The sequence below is a fragment of the Actinoplanes sp. CA-051413 genome (genome assembly GCF_050955795.1).
Classification (GTDB): domain Bacteria; phylum Actinomycetota; class Actinomycetes; order Mycobacteriales; family Micromonosporaceae; genus Actinoplanes.
In genome coordinates this window covers 4,624,534-4,635,140 of record NZ_CP192100.1, presented here as the reverse complement: position 1 = coordinate 4,635,140, position 10,607 = coordinate 4,624,534, and the positions used below count along the sequence as shown (strand labels likewise).

The following is a 10,607-nucleotide window of genomic DNA, read 5'->3' as shown; positions in this document are numbered from 1 at the left end:
TGCGGTGACCACGCCGGCGACGCTCGAGGGCATCTACGACATGGCCGAAGAGGAGTACCACGCACACCCGGCCCTGTCAGTAACCGCCGCGAAGAAGCTCCTCCCGCCGTCCTGCCCCCGCCTGTTCCGCCACGACCAGGACAACAAGGCACCGCACAAGCGGACGTTCGACTTCGGTCACGCCGCCCACATGGTTGTTCTTGGTGCGGGCCCGGAACTGCACGTCGTCGGTGCGGACAACTACCTCACCAAGGCCGCCAAGACCGAACGTGACGAGGCGTACGCCCGCGGTGCTGTGCCGCTCCTGCCGGCTGAGTTCGACACGGTGCAGGCCATGGCCAGTGCTTTGCGTGAGCACCCCCGTGCCGCGGACCTGTTCACCGACGAAGGGTTGGCGGAGCAGTCACTGTTCTGGACCGACCCGGCGACGGGAGTCCCGTGCCGGGCACGCACCGACTGGCTGTCCCGCAACGTCGTCGACTACAAGACGACCACTGACGTGTCGCCGCCGGCGATCTCCCGGACCGTGGAGAAGTTCTTCTACCACTCGCAGGCCGCCTGGTATCTCGACGGCGCCATCCACCTGGACCTGATCGCTGAGGACGCCGAGTTCCTGTTCGTCTTCCAGGACAAGAACCCGCCCTACCTAGTGACCGTCGTCGACCTGCACGAAGAGGACCTGCAGATCGGTCGGGAACGTAACCGGCTGGCCCGTGAGATCTACCGGGACTGCACCGAGGCCAACATCTGGCCCGCCTACTCCAACGACATCGTCCGTATCTCGCTGCCCGCGTACGCGCGGCGCCGGCATCACGAGGGGATCTTCGCATGACCGACACCACGATGACCACGCCGAAGACTGCCTCCGACATCAATGCGGCTCTCGCTGACCTTCAGACCCAGTTGCCGCACATCGCCAAGAACAACAAGGCGGAGGTGCCCACCAAGACCGGCGGGAAATACACCTACCAGTACGCCGACCTGGCGGAGATCACCCGGCAGTTGCTGCCGCTGCTCGGCAAGCTCGGCCTGTCGTTCACGTCCCGGCCGACGATGCTCGGCGAGCAGCTGGTGCTGGTGTACGAGCTGCGGCACGTTTCCGGCGAGCAGATCGACGGCGTCTACCCGCTGCCGGGCCGGGGCACCCCGCAGGAAGTCGGTTCGGCGATCACCTACGCCCGCCGGTACTGCCTGTGCGCGGTGTCCGGGCTGGCGCCCGACAACGACGACGAGGACGCCGTGCTCGCCGAGACCGCCGCGCGTAAGCAGCGGGTGGAGCGGGTGGAGGAGAAGATCGCCGCTGCTCAGGCACCGTCGGAGCCGCGGATCACCGCGGGGCAGCAGCGCGACATGCAGACCCTGTTCCAGGGTGTCGGGACGGTCGAGAAGACCGACAAGCTGAAGTACGCGATCAAGGTCGTGAAGCGGCCGATCAACTCCGCGACGGAGCTGACACAGGACGAGGCCGGAAAGGTGATCGACGCCCTGCGGGCCGACGCTGCGAACCGGGCCGACATCGCGCCGGTCGCCGAGGACAAGCCTGCGGGTGAAGTGCAGTGACCGTCACCGACCAAGCCGACGTCATGGAGTGGGACGACCCCACCCAGTACGTCGACGCGTTGAGCCTGATGGAGTCGCAACGTCAGCAGCGGTGGGCGCTGCGGGCGATGTGGGACGCGAAGAACCGGCTGGCCGCGGTCCGCGACGAGGAAGTCACCGCCGAGGCTGTCTATCAATCGGCCCGCCGGCGGGCGTTCTTCGACCCGAACTGCCCTGTCGTCGTCCGTGGTGGCGTGACCACCGCCGAAAGAGACGCCTGGGTGGACCAGCAGGTTGAGGACGTCGAGACGAAGTGGAAGCTCGCCAAGGCTGCGACGCAGGCGGCGAAGGACCACATGGACACGCTACGCGCCCAGTCGGTGCTGATCTCGGCGCTGGCGAAGACGACGCAGCAGATCCACGCCGTTGCGGGCGTGAACCGATGAAGCGATCCCCGCTCGAGCGCCGGACACTGCTGACCTCGTCGACTCCCCTGCCTCGTTCGAACCTCGCCGCGAACCAGGGCAGCCACCACCAGCGTGTCCCGAAGCCACGTGGCCGAGTGAAGCCGGCCGTACCCGCGCGGATCCTGGTCGCGTTGGTGGCCCGGTCGGGTGGGGTGTGCGAGATCCTGCTGCCCGGCTGCAACCGGGTGGCGACGGATCCGGCGCACCGCCTGAAGCAGGGCATGGGCGGCCGTAAGGGCGACGCGAAGACCGCGCATGACGTCCTGTCGAACCTGCTCCACGCCTGCCGCAGGTGCCACTCCTACTGCCATTCCAACCCAGCGGCGTCGTACGCGCACGGCTGGATGCTCCGAGAAGGCAACAACCCGCTCACCGAGCCTGCCCTGTATCGGGGCCAGTCCCGCTGGCTGACCGACGACGGGCTCGTCCTGACCACTCCCCCGACCGCCGAGGAGGCGCTGTGAATCTCAACGACTCGTTCCCCGCCCGCTGCGATGTGGGCGGCGACTACATCGAACACTTTGACCGGCCGGCCACCTACCGCGAGATGTGCGCAGGGATGCCGACTCACCGCTACCGGACGCCGGGCATGGTCGACGGTTACTGGGGTGGCCGCTGCGCTAAGCACGCCGCCTGGCTCAACCGCTCGGTGTGCACCGTTGAGCCGCTGGCGGCCGTCCGATGAGCCTGGACCTGCAGCCGTTGGCTGCCACCGGGGGATGGGCGTCGCCGTTCGAGCACATCGACCCCGACGGCGACATCCTCGTGCCCGTGCCGGCTGACGAGCAGCCCGCATGGGGTTGGTCCGAGGACGACGAGTACCGGACGGACGAGCCGTGACAGCGCCCGCGGTGTCCGAGGACGCGCTGCTGCGGACCATCCTGGAGATGGCGAAGCGGATGGGTGTCCTGGCCGCGCACTTCCGGCCAGCGCAGTCGCAGACCGGTCGGTGGCTGACCGCCGTGCAGGGTGACGGAAAGGGCTACCCCGACGTGACCCTCGTCGGTAAGGGCGGCGTGCTGTTCCGGGAGCTCAAAGCTGCACGGGGTTCGCTGTCGCGGGAGCAGAAGGTGTGGCTTGCCGCCCTTGAGGAAGCCGGGGCCGACATGGGCGTGTGGCGTCCCGTCGACCTGCAGTCAGGTCGTATCGAGGCGGAGATCCGTGCCGTTCGGAAGTCGCGGGCGGTGGCGTTGTGATCGCCGCGACGGATCTGCCCGCCCGGCAGCAGCAGGTGCTGCGCCTCGTCGCGGAGGGCCTGACCGATCGTCAGGTCGGTGAACGACTCGGTATCGCGGAAGGCACCGCCCGAAACCACCTGTACCGGGCCGGCCAAACGCTCGGGTTCCACACCCGCACCCACGCCGCTGTGCTTGCTTTCGAGCACGGGCTGCTTGAGGCGGCGGCATGACCACGACGAAGTTCCTGACGGTGCGGCAGGAAGAGGTGGCCCGACTGGTCGCAGTAGGCCGCACCAACGACGAGATCGCCGCCGAGCTCGGGATCGGGCCGGCGACGGTGAAGCGGCATGTGGAGGACATCCGGTGGGCGTTGGACGCCCGCAACCGCGCCCATCTGGTGTGGCGTGCGATCCAAGTCGGCCTGCTGGACCCGTTTGAGGTGGCGGCATGATCGACCGCCCTGACCTGGACGAGCAGGACTTCATCAACCGGCTGCGGCTTCGTGACGACCTGCGGGACCTGCGCCGCAGCGCTGGCCTGTCCTGCCGGGCTGTGTCGTTCGCCGCCGGGCTCAACCATCGGGCGATCCACGAGGCTGAGTCGACGCTGCAGTGGAGCGTCGCACGGGTTCAGCGGTGGGCGCGGGCCCTCGATCGTCGCTTCACGATGACGATCGTCGGGTTGTCGCTGCCCGATGATGACGACTTCGAAGCGGAACTGCTGCGCCTGGCGACGCCGTTCGGTGGCGCTGATGCAGACCACCTGCATGTGCGGGCCGTCGTGAATGATCTGCGGCGGATTCATTGGGCTCAGGGCCTGTCGAACCAGGCGTTGGCGAAGAAGATTGGCGGGTCGAACCGGGCGATCGCGCGGTGGGCGGAGAAGCCGCACGCCTGTTATCTGAAGACGTTGCAGCGGTACGCCCGCGGCCTGGGTGGCTCGTTGGCCCTCGAGGTCGTCCCGGTGAATGTGGCGGTGTCGGCGTGAACGGTCAGGTCGACTACACCAAGCCCCTGCCGTACGGCACGGACCTCGGCCGCCTCAACCCGGCCTGTACCGCAGGTCGGCACGGCACCTACACCGCTTTCCGGGACGGCTGTCGCTGCCCCCACGCCCGGGATGCGTGGCGTATCTACCAGAAACGCCACCGTGAGGGCAGGGCCGAGCCACGCCGCTTCGACGCCACCGGCGTCCGCCGGCGCATCCAAGCCCTGTGGGCCATCGGCCACAACTCTCAGGCGATCTCGGCGGCGACCGGTGGACGGTTGAGCGCCGACAACATACACCTGATCACGAAACGGTCGGCGGTGGTGGCCAGCACACGCGACGCGATCTTCGACGCCTACCGCCGGCTGTCCGGGAAGCCGGGAACGTCGTCGACGACCCGAAGGCGTGCGGTCGCCGCAGGGTTCCCGTCACCGATGCGCTGGGGTGCCGACATCGACGACCCGAACGCCAAGCCCGATCCGGCCGGGAGTCCCCGCAAGCAGCCTGCGGTGGTGGACGACGTCGCCGTGCAGCGCGCCCTTGAGGAGACCGGAGTGGAGCTGTCGACGGAAGAGCAGACCGCTGCTTTGCGTCTCGCGGTCGCTAAGGGTGAGCCGTTGTCGAGGGCGGCGGCGCACTTGGGCATCAACTACTTCGGCGCCCGGAAGCTGCTCGCTGGTGATTTGACGCCGCGGCGTGCTCAGCAGCAGCGCGTTGAGGCGGCCCTGACCGAGATGGGCCATCTGACGGACTCGGCTATCGGAGCCCTACTGGGTGTGCATCACCAGACGGTCACTCGGGCCCGTGCTCGGCTGGCCAGACGCCAGGAACAACTCGCGTCCTGAGGGACGCATTCGACCCTGCAAAATCGATCTAGGAGAGCACGTGCCCAACAACCTCGACCGGGACCAGTTCCGCCAGGACGTCCGCGACGCCAACTACGCCGGCCGTAGAACCGTCCCATCGCTGCTGGTCTGGATCATCGCGATCGTCCTTGCCGGGCTTGCCATCAGCGCTGCCATCTGGGGCATCCGCGTCGCCACCGCACCCACCAAGGGCGCCGGCGACACGATCCTCAAAGACCAGGACTCGAACAACCGGATCGCGCAACAACGCGCCTTCGTGAACATGTACGAGGGCGTCAAGGCCAACGACAAGAAGCTGCAGACCCTCGCCAACACCGCCGCGAAGAACCCCGCCGACACGAAGGCGCAGACCGACTTCGACGGCACGCAAATGATCTGCCTGGATCAGGTCGCCGACTACAACGCGAAGGTCCAGGAAACCCTGGCCGCCCGGTGGCTGCCCGCGGACCTGCCTGCGTCGATCGGCGACGACCCACTGACCGACTGCGCACCGAACAACCCACCGTCTGCCGTCCCGGCCCGCTGACCTACCCACTTAACCCGCTTAGGAGATCCACCGTGAACAGGAACGCCCGCCGTACCGCCCTCGCCGCGCTCGCCGTCGTCAGTCTGGTCCTGGCCGGCTGCACCAGCGACGGGCCCGACGAGGACTCGGCGCAGGGCAAGAAGGCCGTCCAGATGGAAGACAGCCAGGTCCAAGCCGAGAAGCAGGTCCCGTACCCGGCGAAGGAGCTGGCCTACCCGCTGACCCGCAAGAACATCGCCAAGCGGCTGGTCCGGATGAACGACCCGAACCACCTGAGCTACGTCTACCAGCTGTCGTACACCGGCGAACCGATCAACTACATGGTCATCAAGGGGCAGCTGACGTACGGCGACGCCCAGCTGAACCCGACCGACGCGATCATCGACGGTTGCAACAGCACCGAGTACTGCCCGATGCAGGTCCAGGCCGCCGGCGATGACAACACGTACGGCGACAACGGGGACTTCTGGTACGGGTTCACCGCCACGGACGTGATGGTGACGTTCACCGGCCAGTTCCTGCAGTCCGATGCGCCGCTGACGCTGGCGAAGCCGGTCCCGGACTTGACCCCCAAGAAGTAGCTGCCGCTGTGGGCGCGGCTTCTTCCTCGGGGTTGCGCCCCACCCTCCACCTGAACGGATCCCCCGATGACCAAGCTCGATACCGGCGCCGTGCAGGCGTTGACCGCCCAGCTGCACCGCGCTTACTGCCTGCCCGGCGCCTCGCCAGCCACAGCTTGGTCGGAGGCGCACCGGATGCGGGACCAGCGCAAAGCGGTCGAAGTCCTCGACGGGCTCACCGCCGCTGGCTACGACCTGAACCGGCGGGTGATGTCGTGACCGCCGCCGTGGCTCCGCTGCTCAGCCGCCGGCAGTCCCGCATCCTCGCCTACATTCGCGCCCATCACGCTCAGCACGGCTACGCGCCGAGCCTGCGGGACATCGGCGCCCACGTCGGCCTGTCCACCCCGTCCGCGGTCGCCTACCAGGTCCGGGAGCTCGAACGCATGGGCTGGATTCGCCGCGCGCCTGGCGTTGCCCGCGCTCTGGTCGTGCTCAACCCGGACGACGGGAGGAACGCATGAAGCCGACCCTGTCCCGGCCTCTGCTGGACGTTCTGGGGCTCACTGCCGCCGGCTACAGCAGCATCGAGCAGGCCGAGATGCTGCATCTGAGTGTCGCGGCGGTCAAGGCCCGCCGCACCACGATGATCGGCATGTTCGGTGCGCGGGACCGGGCCCACCTTGTCGCGTTGGCGATGCAGGCCGGGGTCCTGGACTTTAAGCCGCTGGACCTGGACTGGCTGCCCGCCGCTGACGTGCCCGTCGACCGGCTGGTCGAGGCCCGCCTGGGCAAGGGCTGGACACGCGGCACTATGGCCGGCCTGCTGGGTGTGACCGCTGCGGTGCTTCGGCATCGGGAGACGGGCCGGCAGCCGTTCACGGTCGGGTTGGCCCGCCGCTACGCGCAGCTGGTCGGTGTCGACCTGGGCGGGCTGACGTGAGCAGTCGGGACAAAGTCGAGTTCGGTTATGCCGCCGGTGAGCACACCGTGTGGTGCGCGAAGCGGGTGACGACCGGCAATCACATGCTGTGCGGCCGGCGCAAAGGGTGGATGCCGCCGGTACCCCATCCGTTCACGCCGCCGAACTTGTGCCCGGACTGCGCCCGGATTTTGAAGGGCGGCCCGGAGTTGCGGCCGGTTGAGGATGAGCAGGCTGAGGGGACGTGCCCGGTGTGTGTTGGCCGGGCCCCGCTGGACGAGGCCGGGCTGGTGGGTGCGCACCGGCAGTGGTCGTGGTCCGACGGGACGCTGGTGCTGACGAAGACGCCGTGTTCGGGTGAGGGTGAGCTGCCCGAGGTGGACGGGTGAACGCGGGGTGGCTACAGGTCCGTTGGCTCGCCGGTGGCCTCGCGCGCCTTGCGGTACCAGTCCAGAGGAACGACGACCACGAGGGCGTCGCCGCGCTTCCTGACGATGATGTGCGTCCCGTCAGTCGCGGCCTTTTCGATCTCGGGACCAAGCACCTTGCGCAGCGCTTCTACACCCATGGGCTTGGTCTTCGGCATAGCCGGATCGTACAGGTCGGCGTACGGGCTACCGGTAGGCGGAGCTACAGCAGTGATCGTCATGTCCATCCCTAGAGTTTGGCCTTTGCTTATCCTTAAGGTTCACGGTACGGTCAAGCTGTAGCATCGTCAATCGCTAGGAGCCCGCATGCTGGTCCTTCCGCCCCGTTTACCAAACGGGCAGTACGCGTGGTGGCTCATCGGCGACACCGGCATCCGAACCTTCCCGGTCCATGCCACTTGCGGTCTACACCGCAAGTACCGGCTCACGTGCGCGCAGTTCGAATCTCTGCTCGACCGCTCTCAAGACACATGTGAATCGTGCTCCAAGCCCGGCCACCTGCTCTCGAAATGGCGGACCAAGGGCCACATCGCTGGCCGTCTGCAAATCGATCACGACCACGGCTTAGGCGCTTGGGCTGTACGGGGGATGCTCTGCGGCCCCTGTAACACCACCATCGGGCGACCGGAGAAGGCCCGCCTCTTGTCTGCATACACCGCCGCCGCGTTCTACCGCACGGTCCTCGCCCGACATGGCGTCACCAGCGAGACGCCGCCCGAGCCTCCCATCGGTGCATCAGTCCTGGACTACGCCTACCGAGGCTGGCGAAGGACCGTCAGCGGCTGGGAAGCCATGCACAAGTACGCCTGGAACCGACCAAGCCACATCACCTGGCAAGAACTGGTCGCAGACTCCGGCCCCCACAATCTGCGCCCCTACCCCACCAGCCTGACCAAGGAGACTGCACGATGAACGACTACCTGACCGGCCCGTGGACAGCGTTCCTATCCGAACCCGACGGATACGTCATCGACTCTCTCGCTGATGCCGAGTCCGGCGAGGTCGAGATCTCGATCCGGCGAGGCACTGCCCTTCCGGACGACGAGGGTCACCTGCCCGGTTCCTACCGGGGCGATGACTTGATCGAGATCTTCGAGGACTACATCGAAGAGGGCGCTGTCGCCAGATGGGCGCAGGCGCAAGCAATGGCCTCAGGACTGAATGCGGCAGCAGAGGTGGCCACGCGATGACCACTTCCGAGTACGTCCACCCTGGCGCGGACTACCGCTCCCGCCTGCCCCTGTCGATCCGCGACGAGGGCCTCGACTCCAACGGCGACCCCGATCCGACCACCACGGATCGACGCTGGCTCTGGCGTTTGGAGATGTTCCTGGCCGTCAACGGCACGAACGAACACCACCGGCAGATGGCGTCCGACCTGCAGTTCTATCTGGGCGAGACGTGCGAGCACCACTGGAAGGCGTACGAGGGTGACGCGGAGATTGCCGCACACCGGCAGTGCTCATGGTGCAACGACGTCGTGTGGGCTGCCAACGAAGAAGCCACCCGGTGAGCGCCAATCACCGCCCGTCGTATGTGGCTCTCGTCGCAGCCCTGCGCGAGGAGTTCAACGACCTCCAGCTCGAAGCCCTGACTATCGGCATCCGGGAGTACCGGTACAACCACAACTCCCTCGGGGTGCTGGCTCAGGCCGTTCACGACGCTCACGACATCAACTACGACACGACTATCGCCGAGGAGGCGACCGCACGATGACTACTACTGACCTGAACTCGATCAAAGCGCAGCTCATCGACATCGTGAGCATCGCCGATGCAGCCGAGTACTCCACCGGATCTCTCGCCAATCAGCGCCTCACCGCCGCTTGGGCGAATGTCGGCGCGCAGGTGCCGCAGCTCATCGGCGAGATCGAGAACCTGCGACGTGTGGTCGCCGAGGTGGAGTCGCTGACGAAAGACACTGACGGCAACGACGTTGACGGTGACGCGGAGATCCCGGTCGGGGAAATCCGACGGGCGCTTGCTGAGGCGGCAGGCCGATGACCCTGCCCTACGCCCTCGGCTGCCCGTCCTGCTGCCATTACGTCACGGTGTCCGCCGAAGATCCCGATGCCAGCTCTTCCGAGATGTACGAACACCTCCACGACCAGCACGCCGGTTACCGGACAAGTAAGGCGCTGGAGCTGCTCGGGAGGGTCACCGAGCTCACTGAGGCTCAGGTTGTGGCGCACGAGCATCGCGTCGGCACATGCGCGAAGGAGCCCATCCGGTGACCGAGCCGATGTATCTGGTCTGGTCGAACAAGCAGAACGCCTGGTGGGGCCCCGGCGGGCGCTATTACACCCAGAACCTGTGGGAGGCGCAGCGCTACACCCTCCTGGACGCCGAGCACGCCTGCCAGATCCGCACCCAGCAGCCCGGCAAACCCTCCACCGAGATCGCCGTCATGGCGCCGGAGAGTGGCCGTCCGCCGCTGACCGACGAGGAACTCCGGTATGCCCCGGAGTTGATGCGCCGGCTGGTCGAAGACGTCAACCGCATGGACCGGCGCGAACGCGCCCGCGAGGAGGCAACACGATGAGCGACACGACCGGCTTCCATGACCTTCCCTGGGACCTCTACACCGCCAACGGCGGGGACCTCGACGGCCTGCCGGCCGGGTCGACCCACGACGACGGCACCTGCTGTAAGTCGGAGTGGGTCGGTCCCACCGACCAGCCCGGTGAGACGCCTTGGCTTTGCTGCCTGCCGGAGGGTCACTCGGGTACGCACCGGGGGCAGGACAGCGTCAGCGTCGTTGCAGAGTGGCGCGACGAGGACGCCACGAAGGTGGCCACCTCATGACCGGCTCCACTGAGGCGTACTCCGCCGAGTATCCGTGCGACTGGGCCTGCCGGATCGAACTCGACATGACGGACCTTCACGACCGGTTCAACCGCGGGCAGATGCGCCGCGCCGTCGACGACTGCCACGACACCGTCCACGCCGGCGGGACAGTCCGGGACCAGTTCACCGTCACGAACCTGCAGACGGCGGTGGCCTCGTGAAGATGTCCGGACACCTCCTCCAGACCCGCCGTAGCCCGTACTGGTTCTGCGCCACCTGCTGCGCCGTCGAGGGCGAAGAACACCTCGACTGGTGCCACCACGACGGGGTTGTTGTCCCACCCGCCCC

The 10,607-nt window shown here is 67.3% G+C and carries 27 protein-coding genes; 26 read left to right on the top strand and 1 reads right to left on the bottom strand.

The window, feature by feature from the left end; genetic code table 11:
• Window positions 1-4: 4 nt before the first annotated feature.
• The 17 genes from ACQP2Y_RS21880 to ACQP2Y_RS21800 all read left to right on the top strand — a co-directional run bounded on the left by ACQP2Y_RS21880 (window position 5) and on the right by ACQP2Y_RS21800 (window position 7,434).
• On the top strand, window positions 5-832 hold the full coding sequence (locus tag ACQP2Y_RS21880; protein ID WP_433731125.1) for a PD-(D/E)XK nuclease-like domain-containing protein: 828 nt from the start codon (window positions 5-7) through the stop codon (window positions 830-832).
• Window positions 829-1,560, top strand: a complete 732-nt coding sequence (locus ACQP2Y_RS21875) for an ERF family protein (RefSeq protein WP_433731123.1) — start codon at window positions 829-831, stop codon at window positions 1,558-1,560. Before ACQP2Y_RS21880 ends, ACQP2Y_RS21875 begins: the two co-directional genes overlap by 4 nt.
• Window positions 1,557-1,985 (top strand): hypothetical protein, encoded by a 429-nt coding sequence (locus ACQP2Y_RS21870; RefSeq protein ID WP_433731121.1) that lies wholly within the window; start codon window positions 1,557-1,559, stop codon window positions 1,983-1,985. The genes ACQP2Y_RS21875 and ACQP2Y_RS21870 overlap by 4 nt, the downstream gene beginning before the upstream one ends.
• Window positions 1,982-2,470 (top strand): hypothetical protein, encoded by a 489-nt coding sequence (locus ACQP2Y_RS21865; RefSeq protein WP_433731119.1) that lies wholly within the window; start codon window positions 1,982-1,984, stop codon window positions 2,468-2,470. Before ACQP2Y_RS21870 ends, ACQP2Y_RS21865 begins: the two co-directional genes overlap by 4 nt.
• The gene (locus tag ACQP2Y_RS21860) at window positions 2,467-2,691 is read left to right on the top strand and encodes a hypothetical protein (protein WP_433731117.1); all 225 of its coding nucleotides are present in this window, start codon (window positions 2,467-2,469) and stop codon (window positions 2,689-2,691) included. Before ACQP2Y_RS21865 ends, ACQP2Y_RS21860 begins: the two co-directional genes overlap by 4 nt.
• The gene (locus ACQP2Y_RS21855; RefSeq protein ID WP_433731115.1) at window positions 2,688-2,846 is read left to right on the top strand and encodes a hypothetical protein; all 159 of its coding nucleotides are present in this window, start codon (window positions 2,688-2,690) and stop codon (window positions 2,844-2,846) included. Before ACQP2Y_RS21860 ends, ACQP2Y_RS21855 begins: the two co-directional genes overlap by 4 nt.
• Window positions 2,843-3,202 (top strand): VRR-NUC domain-containing protein, encoded by a 360-nt coding sequence (locus ACQP2Y_RS21850; protein WP_433731113.1) that lies wholly within the window; start codon window positions 2,843-2,845, stop codon window positions 3,200-3,202. Before ACQP2Y_RS21855 ends, ACQP2Y_RS21850 begins: the two co-directional genes overlap by 4 nt.
• Window positions 3,199-3,414 carry a response regulator transcription factor gene (locus tag ACQP2Y_RS21845; RefSeq protein ID WP_433731111.1) on the top strand — a complete coding sequence of 72 codons (216 nt, stop codon included), beginning with the start codon at window positions 3,199-3,201 and terminating at the stop codon, window positions 3,412-3,414. Before ACQP2Y_RS21850 ends, ACQP2Y_RS21845 begins: the two co-directional genes overlap by 4 nt.
• Complete coding sequence (locus ACQP2Y_RS21840) at window positions 3,411-3,635, top strand: response regulator transcription factor (RefSeq protein ID WP_433731109.1); 225 nt, start codon at window positions 3,411-3,413, stop codon at window positions 3,633-3,635. The genes ACQP2Y_RS21845 and ACQP2Y_RS21840 overlap by 4 nt, the downstream gene beginning before the upstream one ends.
• A complete protein-coding gene (locus ACQP2Y_RS21835) occupies window positions 3,632-4,171 on the top strand; it encodes a hypothetical protein (protein ID WP_433731107.1) in 540 nt (179 codons plus the stop codon). Before ACQP2Y_RS21840 ends, ACQP2Y_RS21835 begins: the two co-directional genes overlap by 4 nt.
• Entirely contained in the window at window positions 4,168-5,016 is an 849-nt protein-coding gene (locus ACQP2Y_RS21830; protein ID WP_433731105.1) for a hypothetical protein, read from the top strand. The genes ACQP2Y_RS21835 and ACQP2Y_RS21830 overlap by 4 nt, the downstream gene beginning before the upstream one ends.
• 40 nt (window positions 5,017-5,056) lie before the next feature.
• A complete protein-coding gene (locus ACQP2Y_RS21825; RefSeq protein WP_433731103.1) occupies window positions 5,057-5,563 on the top strand; it encodes a hypothetical protein in 507 nt (168 codons plus the stop codon).
• Window positions 5,564-5,595: 32 nt separating this feature from the next.
• Complete coding sequence (locus ACQP2Y_RS21820) at window positions 5,596-6,144, top strand: hypothetical protein (protein WP_433731101.1); 549 nt, start codon at window positions 5,596-5,598, stop codon at window positions 6,142-6,144.
• A gap of 66 nt (window positions 6,145-6,210) precedes the next feature.
• A complete protein-coding gene (locus tag ACQP2Y_RS21815) occupies window positions 6,211-6,402 on the top strand; it encodes a hypothetical protein (protein ID WP_433731099.1) in 192 nt (63 codons plus the stop codon).
• Entirely contained in the window at window positions 6,399-6,647 is a 249-nt protein-coding gene (locus ACQP2Y_RS21810; RefSeq protein WP_433731097.1) for a LexA family protein, read from the top strand. The genes ACQP2Y_RS21815 and ACQP2Y_RS21810 overlap by 4 nt, the downstream gene beginning before the upstream one ends.
• Window positions 6,644-7,066, top strand: coding sequence for a helix-turn-helix domain-containing protein (locus ACQP2Y_RS21805; RefSeq protein WP_433731095.1), 423 nt, complete (start codon window positions 6,644-6,646; stop codon window positions 7,064-7,066). Before ACQP2Y_RS21810 ends, ACQP2Y_RS21805 begins: the two co-directional genes overlap by 4 nt.
• Window positions 7,067-7,296: 230 nt before the next feature.
• Complete coding sequence (locus ACQP2Y_RS21800) at window positions 7,297-7,434, top strand: hypothetical protein (RefSeq protein ID WP_433731093.1); 138 nt, start codon at window positions 7,297-7,299, stop codon at window positions 7,432-7,434.
• 11 nt (window positions 7,435-7,445) lie between these two features.
• Here the strand turns inward: ACQP2Y_RS21800 and ACQP2Y_RS21795 are convergent, their stop codons facing one another.
• Window positions 7,446-7,631 (bottom strand): hypothetical protein, encoded by a 186-nt coding sequence (locus tag ACQP2Y_RS21795; RefSeq protein ID WP_433731091.1) that lies wholly within the window; start codon window positions 7,629-7,631, stop codon window positions 7,446-7,448.
• 148 nt (window positions 7,632-7,779) lie between these two features.
• Here ACQP2Y_RS21795 and ACQP2Y_RS21790 point away from each other — a divergent pair, with 148 nt between their 5' ends.
• The 9 genes from ACQP2Y_RS21790 to ACQP2Y_RS21750 are packed head-to-tail and all read left to right on the top strand — an operon-like array spanning window position 7,780 to window position 10,480.
• Window positions 7,780-8,385, top strand: a complete 606-nt coding sequence (locus ACQP2Y_RS21790) for an endonuclease domain-containing protein (protein ID WP_433731089.1) — start codon at window positions 7,780-7,782, stop codon at window positions 8,383-8,385.
• Window positions 8,382-8,663 carry a hypothetical protein gene (locus ACQP2Y_RS21785; RefSeq protein ID WP_433731087.1) on the top strand — a complete coding sequence of 94 codons (282 nt, stop codon included), beginning with the start codon at window positions 8,382-8,384 and terminating at the stop codon, window positions 8,661-8,663. The genes ACQP2Y_RS21790 and ACQP2Y_RS21785 overlap by 4 nt, the downstream gene beginning before the upstream one ends.
• Window positions 8,660-8,986 carry a hypothetical protein gene (locus ACQP2Y_RS21780; RefSeq protein WP_433731085.1) on the top strand — a complete coding sequence of 109 codons (327 nt, stop codon included), beginning with the start codon at window positions 8,660-8,662 and terminating at the stop codon, window positions 8,984-8,986. Before ACQP2Y_RS21785 ends, ACQP2Y_RS21780 begins: the two co-directional genes overlap by 4 nt.
• The gene (locus tag ACQP2Y_RS21775; protein WP_433731083.1) at window positions 8,983-9,189 is read left to right on the top strand and encodes a hypothetical protein; all 207 of its coding nucleotides are present in this window, start codon (window positions 8,983-8,985) and stop codon (window positions 9,187-9,189) included. Before ACQP2Y_RS21780 ends, ACQP2Y_RS21775 begins: the two co-directional genes overlap by 4 nt.
• Window positions 9,186-9,476: a hypothetical protein gene (locus ACQP2Y_RS21770; RefSeq protein WP_433731081.1), complete on the top strand. Its 291-nt coding sequence runs from the start codon at window positions 9,186-9,188 to the stop codon at window positions 9,474-9,476. The genes ACQP2Y_RS21775 and ACQP2Y_RS21770 overlap by 4 nt, the downstream gene beginning before the upstream one ends.
• The gene (locus ACQP2Y_RS21765) at window positions 9,473-9,706 is read left to right on the top strand and encodes a hypothetical protein (protein WP_433731079.1); all 234 of its coding nucleotides are present in this window, start codon (window positions 9,473-9,475) and stop codon (window positions 9,704-9,706) included. Before ACQP2Y_RS21770 ends, ACQP2Y_RS21765 begins: the two co-directional genes overlap by 4 nt.
• The gene (locus ACQP2Y_RS21760) at window positions 9,703-10,014 is read left to right on the top strand and encodes a hypothetical protein (RefSeq protein WP_433731077.1); all 312 of its coding nucleotides are present in this window, start codon (window positions 9,703-9,705) and stop codon (window positions 10,012-10,014) included. Before ACQP2Y_RS21765 ends, ACQP2Y_RS21760 begins: the two co-directional genes overlap by 4 nt.
• A complete protein-coding gene (locus ACQP2Y_RS21755) occupies window positions 10,011-10,277 on the top strand; it encodes a hypothetical protein (RefSeq protein WP_433731075.1) in 267 nt (88 codons plus the stop codon). Before ACQP2Y_RS21760 ends, ACQP2Y_RS21755 begins: the two co-directional genes overlap by 4 nt.
• Entirely contained in the window at window positions 10,274-10,480 is a 207-nt protein-coding gene (locus ACQP2Y_RS21750; protein WP_433731073.1) for a hypothetical protein, read from the top strand. The genes ACQP2Y_RS21755 and ACQP2Y_RS21750 overlap by 4 nt, the downstream gene beginning before the upstream one ends.
• The last annotated feature ends 127 nt before the right edge of the window (window positions 10,481-10,607 follow it).